The following is a 16,777-nucleotide window of genomic DNA, read 5'->3' as shown; positions in this document are numbered from 1 at the left end:
TACTCGACCTCGCACACTGTTCGAGAAGGAGATTCCGCCATGCGCGTACTGCTCGTGGGAGCCGGTGGTGTGGGCACCGCCGTCACCCGGATCGCGGCCCGTCGCCCGTTCTTCGAGGTGATGGTGGTCGCCGACTACGACCCGGCCCGCGCCGAGGCGGCCGTGGCCGCCGTCGGCGACGCCCGGTTCCTCGCCGAGCGGGTCGACGCCGGTGACGAGGCGGCCGTGGCCGGCCTGCTGGCCCGGCACGGCTGCGATGTGCTGCTCAACGCCACCGACCCGCGCTTTGTGATGCCGCTCTTCCGGGCCGCCCGCCAGGCCGGCGCCGGCTACCTCGACATGGCGATGTCGCTGTCCCGGCCGCACGCCGAACGGCCGTACGAGGAGTGCGGGGTCAAGCTGGGCGACGAGCAGTTCGCCCTGGCCGAGGAGTGGGCGAAGGCGGGTGCGCTGGCGCTCGTCGGGATGGGCGTGGAGCCGGGCCTCTCCGACGTGTTCGCGCGGTACGCGGCCGACGAGCTCTTCGACGAGATCGAGGAGATCGGCATCCGCGACGGCGCGGACCTGACGGTGGACGGTTACGACTTCGCGCCCTCCTTCAACATCTGGACCACCATCGAGGAGTGCCTCAACCCGCCCGTCGTGTACGAGAAGGAGCGCGGCTGGTTCACCACCGCCCCCTTCAGCGAGCCGGAGGTGTTCGACTTCCCGGAGGGGATCGGGCCGGTCGAGTGCGTCAACGTGGAGCACGAGGAGGTGCTGCTCGTGCCCCGCTGGGTGGAGGCACGGCGGGTCACCTTCAAGTACGGGCTCGGCCGCGAGTTCATCGACACGCTCAAGACGCTGCACCTGCTCGGGCTGGACAGGACCACGCCGGTGACCGTGCCCGGCGCCGACGGCCCGGTCGCGGTCTCGCCGCGGGACGTGGTCGCCGCCTCGCTGCCCGACCCGGCGACGCTGGGCGACCGGATGCGCGGCAAGACCTGTGCGGGCACCTGGGTACGCGGCGTCAAGGACGGACAGCCACGCGAGGTGTATCTCTACCACGTGGTCGACAACGAGTGGTCCATGGCGGAGTACGGTTGTCAGGCCGTGGTGTGGCAGACGGCCCTCAACCCGGTCGTCGCCCTCGAACTCCTGGCCACCGGTGCGTGGTCGGGCTCGGGCGTCCTCGGCCCGGAGGCGTTCCCGGCCCGCCCGTTCCTCGACCTGCTGACCGAGTACGGCTCCCCCTGGGGGCTGCGCGAGCAGTGACCGCTCGCGAATTCCAGGGGACTTGGCCGTTTCGGACGCGCCCACTCCGGTGACCCGAACCCGAGTACGCACACGAAACGGCAGAATCGACTTGGATCGCAGGTGACTTCGATGGACGACTGGCGAGACCACGCCGAGTGCCGCGAGGAGGACCCCGACCTCTTCTTCCCGATCGGCACCACCGGGCCTTCGCTGCACCAGACACGGCGCGCGAAGGCCGTCTGTGAGCGCTGTCCGGTCCAGGAACCATGCCTGGACTGGGCGATGGACGCCGGGCAGACCGTCGGCGTCTGGGGCGGTACGACCGAGGCGGAGCGCCGGCTGCTGGCCCGGCGCCGACAACGGGCCGCACGCCGGTTCAGCTGACGTCGGCCGGTGCTTCGGCGGCCGGCAGCCGCAGGGTGAACTCGGCGCCCTCGCCCGGTTCGCTCGCGGCCTGGACGGTCCCGTCATGGGCGGCGATCAGGTGGCGCACGATCGGCAAGCCGAGCCCACTGCCCCCGGTACGGCGGCTGCGGGACTTCTCCGCGCGCCAGAAGCGCTCGAAGACGTGCGGCAGGTCGTCGGGGGCGATGCCCTTGCCGGTGTCGGTGACGGTGAGCACGACCTCGTCGCCGGCCCGGCGGGCGGCCAGGGTCACCGTTCCGTCGGCGGGGGTGTGCCGGATCGCGTTGGAGACCAGGTTGCCCAGCGCCTGCCGCATCCGCACCGGGTCGGCGTCGAGCCAGGCCGTGCCCTCGACGTCGGTCAGCAGGGTGACCCCGGCCGCGTCGGCGGCCACCCGGTGGGCGGCGGCGACCTGGTCGAACAGGTCGGCGGCGCGGACCGGTTCGCGGTGCATGCGCAGGGTGCCGGCATCGGCGGCCGCCAGGTCCTGGAGGTCGTCGATGATCCGCTGGAGCAGCAGCGCCTCCTCGTGCAGCGAGGCCAGGAGCGCCGGGTCGGGGTCGACCACGCCGTCCCGGGTGACCTCCAGCCAGCCTCGGATGTTGGTGAGCGGGCTGCGCAGTTCATGGGCGATGTCGCTGACCATCGCCTTGCGCTGCTCCTCCAGCCGCTCCCGGCGCTCGGTGAGGTCGTTGAACGCCTCGGCCAGCAGCCCGGTCTCGTCCCGGGTCCGCACCGGCGCCCGCGCATGCAGTTCGGGCGGCTGGCGCACGGTGACGGTCAGCGCGCGCAGCGGCCGGACGAGCCGGGTGGCGACCACGGCGGTGACGGCGACCGTGAAGGCGAGGACCAGTCCGGCCGCGCCGACGATCTTCGCCTTGTTGGTGCGGGACATGTCGAACCGGGGCACGGTCTGGTCGCCCAGGCCGAGGAAGAGTTCGGCGGCCGGCGCGGCATACGGTTCGAGCTGGGTGCGGCGGGCGCTGGTGATGCAGTTCTTCGCGATCTGGTCCGTCTGTGCCTGCTCGCGCCCGGCCTTCCTGGCGGTGACGAGGAAGCCGCCGGTGACCGGGTTGCGTCCCGTCTGGTCGTAGGTGAGGTACAGCTGTCCGGCGAGGTCCAGGTGCTTGCCCTGGAGGCAGGGGCGGACCAGGTCCGTCAGCGTGGCGAGGGCCTTCGCCTCGGTGCGGGTGGCGCCGAGGCTCCCCTTCTTCAGCATCGTGAGGGAGTCGTCCAGCAGGCCGCCGCAGCCGATCGAGCGGAAGCTCGAGGCGTCCGTGCCGTCGTCGTCGACGAGGTAGGGCCGCCCGCTCGGGGTGTGGGCGACGGTGGTCCGGACGCCGTAGGAGTTGTAGCAGTACCGCTCCTTCTCGGCCACCATGTCCAGTTCCCCGCGCTCCTTCGCCGACAGCCGGTACGGGCCCACCACCCGCGGGTCGATGCCGCTGAGCTGGGCGCCGGACTCGGTGTAGGTGTCGGTGTGCAGCGGGTCGATGGCGGCGGCCGGCCGGGGCGGCAGTGCGGTGCCCGGTGCCGCCGAGTCGGCGATCAGGGTGCGGTCGGCGGTGGTCAGCGCGACCCTGCGGCCGGTCTGCGCGGCCAGCGAGCGGACCGTGTGCCGGACCCCGCTCCAGTCGGGGTGGTCCGCTGCGTACCCGCTGAGCTGGGCGAGGATCTTGTTGTCGGCCGCGAGGTCCTGGCCCTGCTCCTCCTCCAGCGCGCTGGTGGTGGTCGTCACCGCGAGCCACGCGGTGGCGGCCACCGAGCACGCGGCGATCAGCACGGAGGCGAACAACAGCCGGACCAGCAGCCGTTTGCGCCAGGGTATCCGGGCCCTCACGGTCGGCCGCCGCTCAGCTTGTAGCCGACGCCGAACACGGTCAGCAGCCGCACCGGACGCCGGGGGTCGGCCTCGATCTTCCGGCGCAGGTTCATCACATGGACGTCGACGGCCCGTTCGGTGGAGGCCCGGTCGAAGCCGCGGGTGCACTGGAGCAGCTGCCGCCGGGTGAACACCCGGTCCGGCTCCCCGGCCATGGCGAGCAGGATCTGGAACTCGGCCGGGGTCACCTCCACCGGCACCCCGTCGCAGCGCACCTCGTGCCGCACCGGATCGACACTGATCCCGGCCGCGGTCACGGCCGGCTCCTCCCGTACCGCGGCGGTCCGCCCGCTGCGCCGCAGCACCGTCCGGATCCGGGCCATCAGCTCTCGGGGAGAGTACGGCTTGGTCATGTAGTCGTCGGCGCCCAGTTCCAGGCCGAGCAGCACGTCGTCCTCCTCGGACCGGGCCGTGAGCATCAGCACCGGGATCTCCGGGTCGCCGCCGCGCAGCACCCGGCAGACGCCGTAGCCGTCGATCACCGGGAGCATCAGGTCGAGGACGACCAGGTCGGGCCCGAGCCGCCGGGCCGCGTCCAGTGCGGCGGCGCCGTCGTGGACCACGGTCGCGGTATGGCCCTCGGCCAGCAGGGAGCGCCGGATCAGCTCGGCCTGCATCTCGTCGTCCTCGGCGACCAGCACATGTGCGCACACAGGTTCGGATCCTAAGCGGTGTGCCGGCGGGCTAGCGGGCGAGCCAGTCGGCGTGCCCCATGACGACGACCGGGTGCCGGTCCGGGTCCAGGGTGCGCAGCAGTTCCTTCATGTGCGCCTTGGCGACACTGACACAGGCGTGTGTCGGGCCGCCGTGGTCGACGTGCAGCCAGATGCCGCCGCCGCGCCCGGCGCCCATGGGGCGGGTCCAGTCGAGGGGTGAAGTGCCGGGCTGCCGGTTGTAGTTGATGGCGACGACATAGTCGAAGGAGCCTTCCAGCGGCTCGCCCTCGAAGCCGGTGCCGGGTGAGTGGAAGCCGTACCCCTGGTGGTACGGCAGCCCGCTCCCCGGGTCGGCGAGCAGGCCCCCGGCGTCGGTGAGCCCGTACACGCCGACGGGTGAGCGCAGGTCCCCGGCCATGTGGTGCTCGCTCCAGCCGTCCCTGCCGTTGTGTGCGGGCCAACTCGCGCCGGGCTGCCAGACGCTGTCGTCGCGCTCGTACAGGACGACGGTGGAGACGGGCGAGTCCTTGCCCCGCCCCCTGGCGACGACGACCTGCTCGGCCCGCTCGGGTATCGCGGCCGCGGTCCGCGGCCCCAGCCCCGGTATGCCGGTGGGCTGCGGGCTGCTGCTCTCAGGTGTGGGGGCAGCCGTCGTCCGCGCCGGCCGGTCGTCGTCCGACCGACTCGGCGCGGCCTCGGCGCCACCCCCGCACCCCGAGAGCAGGAGGGGGGAGGCGAGGAGGGCGACAGCTGTTCTGCGATGGATCATGTGATCGACTCTGGCCGACAATTGTAAGAAACTCGTCAGCTTCATATCCCCGTTGACTGAAGCGCCCCGAAGGGGCGCGGGGCTGAGTCGATCTGCGGCTGCCGCCGCGTGGGCGCGCCAAGCCCCCACCGGCCCGCACCCGAGCCGCTACGGTTTGCCCTTCTTGTACAACCACGTCTGGAACAAGGGACCGAGATCCTGCCCCGACTGCCCTTCCGCGAGCTTCACGAACTCCGCGGTGGTGCCGTGCCCGTACCGGTGCTCGCTCGCCCACACCCGCAGGATCCGGAAGAACACCGGATCCCCGACCGCCTTCCGCAGCTCGTGCAACGCCATGGCACCCCGCGCGTACACCGGCGTGCCGAAGATGTTCGCGCCACTCCCCGGATCCCCGGGCGGATACGCCCACAACTCGTTGCTCGCCGGCTTGGCGTACAGCGCGTCGAAGGACTTCTGCGCGCTGTCGCCCCCGTGCTGCTCGCTGTAGAGCCACTCGGCGTACGTCGCGAAGCCCTCGTTGAGCCAGATGTCCTTCCAAGCGGTGAGGGAGACGGAGTCGCCGAACCACTGGTGGGCGTTCTCGTGCACGAGCGTGCCGAGGTCGGGCGCGGAGTCGTAGATCGGCCGGCCCTGCGTCTCCAGCGCGTACCCGACGTTCGGCGCGTGGTCGACGATCGCCCCGGCGGACCGGAACGGATACGGCCCGAACAGCTTGCTCTCCCACTCCAGCACCGACGGCAGTTTCTTCAGCACCGCCGCCGACCCGCTCGCCTCGCGCGGGTCGACCGCGTTGTACACCTTGATCCCGTCCCGGGTGGTGTACTGCTGCACCTTGAACTTGCCGACCGTGGCGGTGGCGAGGTACGCGGCCATCGGCTCGGTCTGCCGCCACCGGAAGGTCGTGCGGTCGCCGGACGTGTGCTGCCCGAGAAGGACGCCGTTGGCGACGGCCGTGCGCCCCTTGGGGACGGTGATCGTGAAGTCGTAGGACGACTTGTCCCTGGGATGGCTGTTCGCCGGGAACCAGGTCATGGCGCCCTGCGGCTCGCCGGCGACGAACGCGCCGTCGTCGGTGCGGATCCAGCCGTCCGGCGAGCCGTCGGGGTCGGTGACCTGCTTGGGGGTGCCGTTGTAGGTGACGGCGATCCGGAACTCCCGGCCCTTGGCGAGCGCGCGCGAGGGCGTGACGACGAGTTCCTGTCCGCTGCGGCTGAAGCGGGCGGTCCGGCCGTCGACCGTCACCCGGGTGACCTTCAGGCCGCTGAGGTCGAGGTCGAAGCGGGTGAGCTTCTGGGTGGCGCGGGCGGTGAGGACGGCCTTGCCGTCGAGATGGCGGGAGGAGGTGTCGTAGCGGAGCGTCAGATCGTAGTGGCCGACGTGGTAGCCGCCGTTGCCGCTGAGCGGGAAGTAGGGGTCGCCCGCGCCCGCGGCGCCGATCGTGCTCGCCGAGGCCGGTCCGGCGGCGGCGAGCAGGGCCGCCACGGCGACCGGGACGGTGGCGAGGACGGCCTCGCGGCGGAGGACTGCGGTACGTCTGCTTGCGCCCTGCACATGTGCTCCTTCGAGGGGGTGGCCAATGATCAATGGCCCACAGACTAGGCGCGCGGGTGTCCGCGTTTCCCCCTCATTCTGGTCAAGCCGCGCCCCGTCGGCAGCCGGTGGCGCGGGCCCACCGCGTACCCTCGCGACACCGTCACCGAGCCGAGAGGTGCCCGACCGTGAGCGTGCGCGTCCGCAGGATCTACGAACCGCCCGAGCCGCAGGACGGTGTGCGGGTCCTGGTGGACCGGCTGTGGCCGCGCGGGATGTCGAAGGCGGACGCCCACGTGGACGAGTGGCCCAAGGGGCTGACGCCGTCGAACGAACTGCGCCGGTGGTTCCACGACGGCGGGTCGTACGAGGAGTTCACCCGCCGCTACGAGGCGGAGCTGGACGCTCCCGAGGCCGCCGAACTCCTCGACGGCCTGCGGGAGTCGGCGAGCAAGGGTCAGGTGACCCTGCTCACCGCGTCCAGGTCCCCGGACGAGAGCCACGCCACGGTGCTGGCGCGGCTCCTCACCGCCTAGGCCGTCTGCCGGGCCGCCGCGCGGCCCGCCGCGCGGCCCGAGAACAGGCAGCCGCCGAGGAACGTGCCCTCCAGCGCGTTGTAGCCGTGCACACCGCCACCGCCGAAGCCCGCCACCTCACCGGCCGCGTAGAGCCCGTCGATCGGCTGCCCGTCGGCGCCCAGGGCGCGGGAGTCCAGGTCGGTCTGGATGCCACCGAGGGTCTTGCGGGTGAGGACGTGCAGCTTGACGCCGATCAGCGGTCCGGCGGCCGGGTCGAGGATGCGGTGCGGGGCGGCGACCCGGCCGAGGCGGTCGCCGATGTAGCGGCGCGCGTTGTGGATGCCCTGGATCTGGGAGTCCTTGCTGTAGGAGTTGCCGATCTGCAGGTCGCGGGCGACGATCTGGCGGCGTACCTCGGCCGCGTCCAGGAGCGCCTTGTCGGTGAGCCCGTTCATCTTCTCGACGAGCTGCTCCAGGGAGTTCGCGGTCACGAAGTCCGCGCCCTTGTCGACGAAGGCCCGCACCGGGCCCGGGGCGCCCTTGCCGAGCAGCCGGTCGCGCAGCACGGCCTTGCGGTCCTTCGCGGTGATGTCGGGGTTCTGCTCGGAGCCGGAGAGCGCGAACTCCTTCTCGATGATCTTCCGGGTGAGGACGAACCAGGAGTGGTCGTGTCCGGCGATGTCCTCGGTGGTGCGCAGGTACTTGAGGGTGCTGAGGGTGTCGTAGCCCGGCAGGCAGGGGTCGGGGAGCCGGCGGCCGAGGGCGTCCAGCCAGATCGAGGACGGGCCGGGCAGGATGCGGATGCCGTGGCCGGGCCACACGGGGTTCCAGTTCTGGATGCCCTCGGTGTAGTGCCACATGCGGTCGCGGTTGACCAGGCGTACGCCTGCCTCGGCGCTGATGTCGAGCATGCGGCCGTCCACGTAGGCGGGGACGCCGGTGACCATCTCGGCGGGGGGTGTGCCGAGGCGCTCGGGCCAGTAGCGGCGGACGATGTCGTGGTTGGCGCCGATGCCTCCGGTGGTGACGACGACGGCCTGGGCGGTGAGCTCGAAGTCGCCGATCCGGTCGCGGTTGGAGGCGACACCGCGCGGCGAGTCGTCGGGGGCGAGGACCGTGCCGCGCACACCGCGTGCCGCGCCGTCCTCGATGACGAGTTCGTCCACCCGGTGGCGGTGGTGGAAGGTGAGCAGTCCGTCGCGGGCGGCCTGCTTGGCGTAATCGGCGAAGGGTTCGACGACGCCGGTTCCGGTGCCCCAGGCGATGTGGAAGCGGGGTACGGAGTTGCCGTGCCCGGTCGCGCGCAGGTCGCCGCGCTCGGCCCAGCCGACGGTCGGCAGCAGGCTGATGCCGTGGCTCTGCAGCCAGGGCCGCTTCTCCCCGGCCGCGAACTCGACATAGGCCCGCGCCCAGCGCACCGCCCAGGAGTCCTCGTCGTCCTCGCGGTCGAACCGGGCGCTGCCCTGCCAGTCGTTCCAGGCCAGGTCGAGGGAGTCCTTGATGCCGAGGCGGCGCTGCTCGGGCGAGTCGACGAGGAAGAGCCCGCCGAAGGACCAGAACGCCTGGCCGCCGAGGTTGGCGGCGTTCTCCTGGTCGACCAGGGCGACCCGGCGGCCCTTGCTGGTGAGTTCGTGCGCCGCGACCAGGCCGGCGAGGCCCGCTCCGACGACGATGACGTCCGCGTCCATGGCGACCGTTGCCTCTCTTATCCGAAGGGGGTGCTGCCGTCGGTCAGCAGCGCGGTGAGCAGTTGCTTGAGCCAGGCGCGGGCCCGGTCGATGTCCTTGTCGAGGAGCAGTTGGGTGGTCACGCCGTCGTACGCGGCGACCACCGCGTGCGCGGCGCCGTCCACCCCGCCGAGCACCGCGGGGATCGGGGCGGGGCCGCGGGCCCGGAAGAGCCGGTCGGCGATGGCCTGCCGCAGCCGGGCACGGTGGTCGAGGAGCGCCTCGGCGACGGCCGGGTCCCGGGCGGCGTGCACCAGGAAGTCGGTCTTCACCAGCAGCCAGTCCACGTCGAGGAGCAGCACGTCGGTGACCCGGTCCACGGAGGCCGGTACGTCCATGTCCGGCCGGTCCAGGGCAAGGGCGTCGGCGACCTGCCGGGCGATGAGGTCGGCGCGGTCCCGGTAGAGGGCGAAGAACAGCTCGTCGAGGGTGGCGAAGTTGGAGTAGAACGCGCCCCGGCTGAACCCGGCGGCCTCGCAGACCTCCTCGATGGAGACGCGCCCGAAGCCCTTGGCCGCGAACACGGTGAACGCGGCGTCGAGCAGCCGGGCGCGGGTCTGCACCCGGCGCCGGGTGACCCGCTTCGTCGCTCCGTCGACGTCCATGTCCCGACCTCCGTTCCATACACGAACGTATCCGATACATGAACGTATCGAAAGACCTCGGCACTGGGTTCGCCATGATCGAATGGGAACACATTTTCGATTAAGGAGTACGCTGGCTCCATGGCCACGCACCTCCAGGGCTCCCTGTTCGACCAGACCGACGAGCTGCGGCTCGGCTCCCTCGACGGCGCCGGCCGGACCGAGCTGGGCGCCGGCGCCTGGATCGACGTGCTGCCCGGCTGGCTGAGCGGCGCCGACGCCCTGTTCGAACAGCTGGCGGCGGACGTCCCCTGGCACGCCGAGCGCCGCACGATGTACGACAGCGTCGTGGACGTACCGCGGCTGCTCTCCTTCTACGGCGCGGGCGACCCGCTCCCGCACCCCGTCCTCGTCGAGGCCCGCGAGGCGCTCACCCGGCACTACGCCGACGAGCTGCGCGAGCCGTTCACCACGGCGGGGCTCTGCTACTACCGCGACGGCCGGGACAGCGTCGCCTGGCACGGCGACCGGATCGGCCGGGGCGCACGGGAGGACACCATGGTCGCGATCCTCTCCGTGGGCGCGCCACGCGACCTGCTGCTGCGCCCGCTGCGCGGCGGTCCTTCGGTCCGGCGCCCGCTGGGCCACGGCGACCTGATCGTGATGGGCGGCTCCTGCCAGCGGACCTGGGAGCACTGCGTACCGAAGACCGCACGGGCCGCCGGTCCGCGCATCAGCGTCCAGTTCCGGCCACACGGGGTGCGCTGACCCGGGTCCCCGTCGGCAGCCACCCCACGCCATCTGGTTGGCTGTCCCCCGGTTCGGTCGGGACGCTGCGGGAACGTCGGAGAGATCATGCGCGCAGAGGTACACGAAGTCGGCAAGGGCATCTACCTGGTGCACGGACAGCACACCAACTGGGTGATCCTCAAGGACGGTGACGCCGTCACACTGGTGGACACCGGCTACCCGGGCGACCGGCCGGGGCTGCTCGACTCCCTGGCGGAGGTGGGCAGTTCACCGGAGGCGGTCGCGGCCGTCCTGATCACCCACGCGCACAACGACCACCTCGGCTCCGCCGAGTACCTGCGCGACACCCACGGCACCCCGGTCTATCTGCACGAGGCCGAAGTGCCGCACGCGCGGCGGGAGTTCCTCCAGCAGGTCTCGGTGGGGGCGGTGCTGAGGAACGCCTGGCGGCCGGGTGTGGTGCCGTGGCTGGTGCACGTCCTGCGGGTCGGCGGCACCGAGCAGCACCCGGTGATCGCGCCCGAGGCGTTCCCGGTCGCCGACGGCCCGCTCGACCTGCCGGGCCGGCCCGTCCCGGTGCACACCCCCGGCCACACCGACGGGCACACCGTCTACCACCTGCCCGACGCCGGAATCGTGATCTCCGGCGACGCCCTGGTCAGCGGCCACCGCACCGCGCGCCTGACCGGTCCGCAGCTGCTGCCCGACATGTTCCACCACGAGCGTTCCCGGGCGGTGGAGTCGCTCGGCGTCATCGAGACGCTCGACGGCGACGTGCTGCTGCCCGGGCACGGGCCCGTGCACCGGGGATCCGTCGCGGCGGCCGCCCGGCAGGCCCGCGAACGCGCCGTCTAAGGTCGGGCCATGGCATTGCAGATCAGCGCCACCAACCCGGAGCACCCCGCGCTCCTGCTCGAACTCCCCTGGGACGTCCCGCTGGAGGAGTGGCCCGAGGACTACCTCGTGCCGCTCCCCCGCGGTATCTCCCGGCACGTGGTGCGCTACGCCCGGGCCGGCAGCGAGGTCATCGCCGTGAAGGAGCTGGCGGAGCGCCCGGCCCTGCGCGAGTACGAGCTGCTGCGCGATCTGGACCGGCTCGCCATCCCCGCGGTCGACCCGCTCGCGGTGATCACCGGCCGCATCGACGCGGCGGGCGACCCCCTGGAGTCGGTGCTGGTCACCCGGCACCTCGGCGGCTCGATGCCGTACCGCTCGATGTTCGAGACGACCATGCGGCCGGCCACCATGCACCGCCTCATGGACGCCCTGGCCGTGCTGCTCGTACGACTGCACCTGGCCGGGTTCGCCTGGGGCGACTGCTCGCTCTCCAACACGCTGTTCCGGCGGGACGCGGGCGCGTACGCGGCGTACCTGGTGGACGCCGAGACCGGCGATCTGCATCCGCAGCTGAGCAACGGGCAGCGGGAGTACGACCTCGACCTGGCCCGGGTCAACATCAGCGGCGAACTGCTCGACCTGGAGGCGTCGGGGGCGCTGCACCCGTCGCTGGACCCGATCGAGTTCGGGTTCGAGATCTGCACCCGGTACGGCGAACTGTGGGAGGAGCTGACCCGTACCTCGGTGTATCCGGCCGGCAAGTACCACTACATCGAGCGCCGGATCCGACGGCTCAACGAGCTGGGCTTCGACGTGGCCGAGATGCAGATCGAGCACTCCTCCAACGGCGACAGCGTCACCTTCGTGCCCAAGGTCGTCGACGCCGGGCACCACCAGCGCCAGCTGCTCCGGCTGACCGGCCTGGACGCCGAGGAGAACCAGGCCCGGCGGCTGCTGAACGACCTGGAGAGCTGGATGGCCACCCAGGACGACTACGCCCCCGGCGACCCCCTCGCCGCCCGGCCCGAGGTGCTGGCCCACCGGTGGGTGCGGGACGTCTTCCGCCCCACCGTGCGGGCCGTGCCGCTGGAGCTGCGCGGCTCCATGGACCCGGCCGAGATCTACCACGAGCTGCTCGAACACCGCTGGTACCTGTCCGAGCGGGCACAGCACGACATAGGTCTGGACAGCGCGGTCGAGGCCTACATCGAGAACGTGCTGCCCAAGGCGCGGGAGACCCTGGAGCCGGTCACCCCCGAATGAGTCAGTCGTGCGGCACCACGGCCACCGGGCAGTCGGCGTGGTGCAGCACCCCGTGCGCGACCGAGCCGATGCGCGCGCCGACCGCCGTACGGTGGGCGCGCCGGCCGACGACCATCAGCTGAGCCCGGCCGGCCACCGAGAGCAGCACCTGGCCGGCGCTGCCCATCTCCACGTGCTCGGCGACCGGTACGTCCGGGAACCGCTCCCGCAGCGGCCGTACCGCCTCGGCGAGGGCCTTCCGCTCGTAGGGCTCCAGGCCGCCGGTCTCGTCCAGCAGCTTCAGCGAGCCCGGGCTGTAGGCGAAGACCGGGGGCAGGGTCCAGGCCCGGACCACCCGGACCGTCGCGCCACGGACCGCGGCCGTCTCGAACGCGAACTCCAGCACGGCCGCGCTGTCCTCCGCCCCGCCCTGCTGGCCCACCACGACCTCCCGCCCGGCGGCCTCGGCCGCGGGCCGGTCCCCGGCGCGCACCAGGACGACCGGTCGGGCGGCCCCGGCGATCACCTGCTGGCCCACCGAACCCAGCAGGAACCCGACGACCGGCCCGTAACCGCGCGAGCCCAGCGCCAGCAACTCGGCCCCGGCGGCCGCCTCGACCAGTACCTCGACCGCCCCGCCCTCCACGACGTCGACGCTCACCGCGAGCTCCGGACAGCGCCCGGTGACGGCACGCACCGACGCGGCCACCCCGTCCTTCACCCACCCGTGCTGGGTCTCCCGGTCGCCGCCGAGCGCCTCCTGCTCCTCGTGGCGCCAGGCGTGCACCACCCGGAGCGGCAGACCGCGGCGCACCGCCTCCCGGGCCGCCCAGTCCAGAGCCGCCAGGCTCTCCTCCGTACCGTCGACCCCTGCCGTGATCGGGCGTGTCATGCACCGGCCTCCTCGTCGGTTCCGCGTCTGCGTGATCAGTCTTCCGCACGGACGGGTGCCCGCTGTGCACCGGCGTACAAGAGCGAAGGCGGGCGATCGAACATACGATGGGCGGGTGCGGTGGCCGCGCTCCTCCAGGAGGGCCCGCCGTGCCGAGAACCAACGGCTCGGGGTGGGAGACGTATGGCACAGGCTGCCGACGCAGCACGGACCGTCATCATGACCGTGGACGACGACCCGGGGGTCTCCCGTGCCGTCGCCCGGGACCTGCGGCGCCGTTACGGCGCGTCGTATCGGATCGTGCGTGCGGAGTCCGGGGAGTCGGCGCTGGACGCGCTGCGGGAGCTGAAGCTGCGCGGCGACCTGGTGGCGGTGATCCTGGCCGACTACCGGATGCCGCAGATGAACGGCATCGAGTTCCTGGAACAGGCCCTGGACGTGTACCCGGGCGCCCGGCGCGTGCTGCTGACCGCGTACGCGGACACCAACGCGGCGATCGACGCGATCAACGTCGTCGATCTGGACCACTATCTGCTCAAGCCCTGGGATCCGCCCGAGGAGAAGCTGTACCCGGTCCTGGACGACCTGCTGGACGCCTGGCGGTGCAGCGCGTACAAGCCGGTGGCGGCCACCAAGGTCGTCGGGCACCGCTGGTCGGCCCGGTCCTCGGACGTGCGGGAGTTCCTCGCCCGCAACCAGGTGCCCTACCGCTGGTACTCGGTCGAGGAGCCGGAGGGCCGGCGGCTGTTGGCGGCCGCCGGGGCCGACGGGCAGCGGCTGCCGCTGGTGATCACGCCGGACGGCACGCCCCTCATCGAGCCGGAGGCGCCCGAACTGGCCGCGCGGGTGGGGCTCGCGACCACGCCCACGGCGGACTTCTACGACCTGGTGGTCATCGGCGGCGGCCCGGCCGGGCTCGGCGCGGCGGTGTACGGGGCGTCGGAGGGTCTGCGGACCGTGCTCGTGGAGCGCGCGGCGACCGGCGGGCAGGCCGGGCAGAGCTCCCGGATCGAGAACTACCTCGGCTTCCCGGACGGGGTGTCGGGGGCTCAGCTCACCGACCGGGCCCGGCGGCAGGCCGCCAAGTTCGGCGCGGAGGTGCTGACCGCCCGCGAGGTCACGGCACTTGAGGTCAACGGGGCCGCCCGGGTGGTGCAGTTCGCCGACGGCTCGGCGATCGCCGCGCACAGTGTGATCCTGGCGACCGGTGTGCAGTACCGGCAGTTGGAGGCCGAGGGCTGCCTCGGCCTGACCGGCTGCGGGGTGTTCTACGGCTCCGCGCTGACCGAGGCCACCTCCTGCCAGGGCCACGACGTGTACATCGTCGGCGGCGCCAACTCGGCTGGCCAGGCGGCCATGTACCTGTCCCGGTTCGCCAAGTCCGTGACGCTGCTGGTGCGCGGCGCCGACCTGGCGGCCTCGATGTCGTACTACCTGATCCAGCAGATCAACGAGGCCCCGAACATCTCGGTGCGCAGCCACACGGTGGTCGCCTCCGCGCACGGGTCCGACCGGCTGGAGCGGCTGACGCTCCGTCACTCGGTGAGCGGCGAGACCGAGTCGGTCGAGGCGCAGTGGATGTTCGTGTTCATCGGCGCGGCCCCGCTGACCGACTGGCTCGGCGACACCGTGCTGCGCGACGGGCGCGGGTTCATCCTGGCCGGCCCCGACCTGACGGCCGACGGACGGCCGCCGACGGCCTGGGAGCTGGACCGGCCGCCGTACCACCTGGAGACCAGCGTGCCCGGAGTGTTCGTGGCGGGCGACGCCCGTGCCGAGTCCGCCAAGCGTGTCGCGTCCGCCGTCGGAGAAGGAGCCATGGCCGTGATGCTCGTCCACCGTTATCTGGAGCAGTCATGAGCGGGCAGCTGTGTCCGTGCAGCCCGAAGGAGATCGGCGCGCTCTTCCTCTTCGAGAAGCTGCAGCCGGAGCAGCTGGCGCGGCTGTGCGCCGCGGGCCGGGTGGAGCGGTTCGAGCCCGGTCCGGTCTACACCGAGGGTGACCCGGCCACCTGCTTCTACGTGATGATCGAGGGCACCGTGGTGCTCTCCCGGCAGGTCGGCGGGGACGACGTCGAGGTCACCCGGACCTCGCAGGCCGGGGTGTACGCGGGTGCCATGCAGGCGTACCTGGGGGACCGGGTGCGGCAGGGGTACAACAACTCGATGCGGGTGACCGAGCCGACGCGGTTCTTCGTGCTGCCGGCGGACACCTTCGCGGACATCATGCGCGAGTGGTTCCCGATGGCCGTGCATCTGCTGGAGGGCCTGTTCTTCGGTTCGAAGAACACCCAGGCGGCGATCGGGCAGCGCGAACGGCTGCTGGCGCTCGGCTCGTTGTCCGCCGGGCTCACCCACGAACTCAACAACCCGGCCGCGGCGGCGGTCCGGGCCACGGCCACGCTGCGCGAGCGGATCGCGAAGATGCGGCACAAGCTCGCGGTGATCGCCGAAGGGCCGTTCTCGCGGGAGCAGTTGGTTGGTCTGATCGAGATCCAGGAGCGCACCGCCGAACGGGTCGCCAAGGTCCCGGCGATGAGTCCGCTGGAGGCCACCGACCGCGAGGACGCGCTCTCCGACTGGCTCGACGACCACGGCCTGGACAACGGCTGGCAGCTCGCTCCGACCTTCGTACAGGCCGGACTCGACGTCGACTGGCTGGAGCAGGTCGAGGCGGCCGTGGACGAGGAGATCTTCCCGAACGCGGTCGGCTGGCTCAACTACACCATCGAGACCGAGCTGTTGATGAACGAGATCGACGACTCCACCACCCGGATCTCGAACCTCGTCGACGCGGCCAAGCAGTACAGCCAGCTGGACCGGGCGCCGTACCGGGTCGTGGACGTGCACGAACTCCTCGACAGCACCCTGCTGATGCTGTCCGCCAAGATCGGGCAGGACATCCGGGTGGTCAAGGAGTACGACCGTACGCTCCCGCCGGTCCCCGCCTACCCTGCCGAGCTCAACCAGGTGTGGACCAACCTCGTCGACAACGCGGTGTGCGCGATGAGGGACGGTGACGGCGTCGGACAGGGCACGCTGACCGTGCGGACCGCGCTCGACCACGAGCACCTGCTGGTCGAGTTCCGGGACACCGGGACCGGGATCGCGCCGGAGATCAAGGACCGGATCTTCGACCCCTTCTTCACGACGAAGCCCGTGGGGCAGGGCACGGGTCTCGGTCTGGACATCTCGTGGCGGATCGTCGTGAACAAGCATCACGGCACCATGCGGGTGGAGTCGGTGCCCGGGGACACCCGGTTCCAGGTACTGCTTCCGCTGACCGCCCAAGCGCCCGAGGCAGAGGCGCCCCGATCATCTGAGGAGACGGTATGAGTGGCGACACCGCGATCGACCCGAACGTTCCGCCGAGCGGTGCCGGGTGCGTGGAGTGCGACAAAGCGGGGGGTTGGTGGTTCCATCTGCGGCGGTGCGCGCAGTGCGGGCACATAGGGTGTTGTGACGACTCCCCCGCCAAGCACGCGACGGCGCACTTCCACGACACGGGGCATCCGATCATTCGTAGCTACGAGCCGGACGAGGGATGGTTCTGGAACTACGAGACGGAGGAAGTGTTCGAGGCGGGACCGGAGTTGGCGCCGCCGGAGTGCCATCCCGCGGACCAGTCCGTGCCGGGTCCTGCGGAGCGGGTGCCGGAGAACTGGGCGCAGGTTCTGCGGGGTTGAGCGCCTGGGGGGGCGGGTTCGGTGGTGAGGGCGACTGCGGGTTGTTCGTGGCTTGTCGCGCCCA

At 71.8% G+C, this 16,777-nt stretch carries 16 protein-coding genes; 9 read left to right on the top strand and 7 right to left on the bottom strand.

Features of this window, described 5'->3' with window-relative positions:
- Positions 1-39 precede the first annotated feature (39 nt).
- The gene (locus ABZ642_RS22175) at positions 40-1,254 is read left to right on the top strand and encodes a saccharopine dehydrogenase C-terminal domain-containing protein (RefSeq protein ID WP_360486596.1); all 1,215 of its coding nucleotides are present in this window, start codon (positions 40-42) and stop codon (positions 1,252-1,254) included.
- Between the two features lie 111 nt (positions 1,255-1,365).
- Positions 1,366-1,620: a WhiB family transcriptional regulator gene (locus tag ABZ642_RS22170; RefSeq protein ID WP_360486593.1), complete on the top strand. Its 255-nt coding sequence runs from the start codon at positions 1,366-1,368 to the stop codon at positions 1,618-1,620.
- On the opposite strand, the gene ABZ642_RS22165 is transcribed toward ABZ642_RS22170, so the two are convergent.
- The 4 genes from ABZ642_RS22165 to ABZ642_RS22150 form a co-directional block, all read right to left on the bottom strand.
- Positions 1,613-3,481 carry a HAMP domain-containing sensor histidine kinase gene (locus ABZ642_RS22165; protein WP_360486590.1) on the bottom strand — a complete coding sequence of 623 codons (1,869 nt, stop codon included), beginning with the start codon at positions 3,479-3,481 and terminating at the stop codon, positions 1,613-1,615. The two genes, ABZ642_RS22170 and ABZ642_RS22165, sit on opposite strands and share 8 nt — an antisense overlap.
- Positions 3,478-4,176: a response regulator transcription factor gene (locus tag ABZ642_RS22160; RefSeq protein WP_360486587.1), complete on the bottom strand. Its 699-nt coding sequence runs from the start codon at positions 4,174-4,176 to the stop codon at positions 3,478-3,480. The genes ABZ642_RS22165 and ABZ642_RS22160 overlap by 4 nt, the downstream gene beginning before the upstream one ends.
- Positions 4,177-4,207: 31 nt before the next feature.
- Complete coding sequence (locus ABZ642_RS22155) at positions 4,208-4,948, bottom strand: L,D-transpeptidase family protein (RefSeq protein ID WP_360486584.1); 741 nt, start codon at positions 4,946-4,948, stop codon at positions 4,208-4,210.
- Between the two features lie 147 nt (positions 4,949-5,095).
- On the bottom strand, positions 5,096-6,499 hold the full coding sequence (locus ABZ642_RS22150; RefSeq protein WP_360486581.1) for a M1 family metallopeptidase: 1,404 nt from the start codon (positions 6,497-6,499) through the stop codon (positions 5,096-5,098).
- A gap of 167 nt (positions 6,500-6,666) precedes the next feature.
- On the opposite strand from ABZ642_RS22150, the gene ABZ642_RS22145 reads away from it, so the two are divergent.
- Positions 6,667-7,014 carry a DUF488 family protein gene (locus ABZ642_RS22145; RefSeq protein WP_360486578.1) on the top strand — a complete coding sequence of 116 codons (348 nt, stop codon included), beginning with the start codon at positions 6,667-6,669 and terminating at the stop codon, positions 7,012-7,014.
- On the opposite strand, the gene ABZ642_RS22140 is transcribed toward ABZ642_RS22145, so the two are convergent.
- Together ABZ642_RS22140 and ABZ642_RS22135 are read right to left on the bottom strand one after the other, a co-directional pair.
- Positions 7,011-8,684, bottom strand: coding sequence for an FAD-binding dehydrogenase (locus tag ABZ642_RS22140; RefSeq protein ID WP_360486575.1), 1,674 nt, complete (start codon positions 8,682-8,684; stop codon positions 7,011-7,013). The two genes, ABZ642_RS22145 and ABZ642_RS22140, sit on opposite strands and share 4 nt — an antisense overlap.
- 17 nt (positions 8,685-8,701) lie before the next feature.
- On the bottom strand, positions 8,702-9,328 hold the full coding sequence (locus ABZ642_RS22135; RefSeq protein ID WP_360486571.1) for a TetR/AcrR family transcriptional regulator: 627 nt from the start codon (positions 9,326-9,328) through the stop codon (positions 8,702-8,704).
- A 120-nt stretch (positions 9,329-9,448) separates the two neighbouring features.
- Here ABZ642_RS22135 and ABZ642_RS22130 point away from each other — a divergent pair, with 120 nt between their 5' ends.
- The 3 genes from ABZ642_RS22130 (at position 9,449) to ABZ642_RS22120 (ending at position 12,157) form a co-directional block, all read left to right on the top strand.
- Complete coding sequence (locus ABZ642_RS22130) at positions 9,449-10,075, top strand: alpha-ketoglutarate-dependent dioxygenase AlkB (protein ID WP_360486568.1); 627 nt, start codon at positions 9,449-9,451, stop codon at positions 10,073-10,075.
- 87 nt (positions 10,076-10,162) lie between these two features.
- Positions 10,163-10,912 carry an MBL fold metallo-hydrolase gene (locus tag ABZ642_RS22125; protein WP_360486561.1) on the top strand — a complete coding sequence of 250 codons (750 nt, stop codon included), beginning with the start codon at positions 10,163-10,165 and terminating at the stop codon, positions 10,910-10,912.
- 9 nt (positions 10,913-10,921) lie between these two features.
- Positions 10,922-12,157 (top strand): DUF4032 domain-containing protein, encoded by a 1,236-nt coding sequence (locus ABZ642_RS22120; protein WP_360486558.1) that lies wholly within the window; start codon positions 10,922-10,924, stop codon positions 12,155-12,157.
- Between the two features lies 1 nt (position 12,158).
- On the opposite strand, the gene ABZ642_RS22115 is transcribed toward ABZ642_RS22120, so the two are convergent.
- Positions 12,159-13,028 (bottom strand): universal stress protein, encoded by an 870-nt coding sequence (locus ABZ642_RS22115; RefSeq protein WP_360486555.1) that lies wholly within the window; start codon positions 13,026-13,028, stop codon positions 12,159-12,161.
- 183 nt (positions 13,029-13,211) lie between these two features.
- Here ABZ642_RS22115 and ABZ642_RS22110 point away from each other — a divergent pair, with 183 nt between their 5' ends.
- From ABZ642_RS22110 to ABZ642_RS22100, 3 genes are read left to right on the top strand one after another with little or no spacing between them, the layout of a single operon-like run.
- A complete protein-coding gene (locus tag ABZ642_RS22110; protein ID WP_360486552.1) occupies positions 13,212-14,888 on the top strand; it encodes an FAD-dependent oxidoreductase in 1,677 nt (558 codons plus the stop codon).
- Positions 14,885-16,363: an ATP-binding protein gene (locus ABZ642_RS22105; RefSeq protein ID WP_360486549.1), complete on the top strand. Its 1,479-nt coding sequence runs from the start codon at positions 14,885-14,887 to the stop codon at positions 16,361-16,363. The genes ABZ642_RS22110 and ABZ642_RS22105 overlap by 4 nt, the downstream gene beginning before the upstream one ends.
- Positions 16,360-16,713: a UBP-type zinc finger domain-containing protein gene (locus ABZ642_RS22100; protein ID WP_360486546.1), complete on the top strand. Its 354-nt coding sequence runs from the start codon at positions 16,360-16,362 to the stop codon at positions 16,711-16,713. The genes ABZ642_RS22105 and ABZ642_RS22100 overlap by 4 nt, the downstream gene beginning before the upstream one ends.
- Positions 16,714-16,777: the final 64 nt, after the last annotated feature.

The sequence above is a fragment of the Streptomyces sp. NPDC007157 genome (assembly GCF_040634235.1).
Classification (GTDB): Bacteria; Actinomycetota; Actinomycetes; order Streptomycetales; family Streptomycetaceae; genus Streptomyces.
The sequence above is the reverse complement of the archived record's forward strand: the minus strand, read 5'-3'. Positions and strand labels throughout refer to the sequence as shown.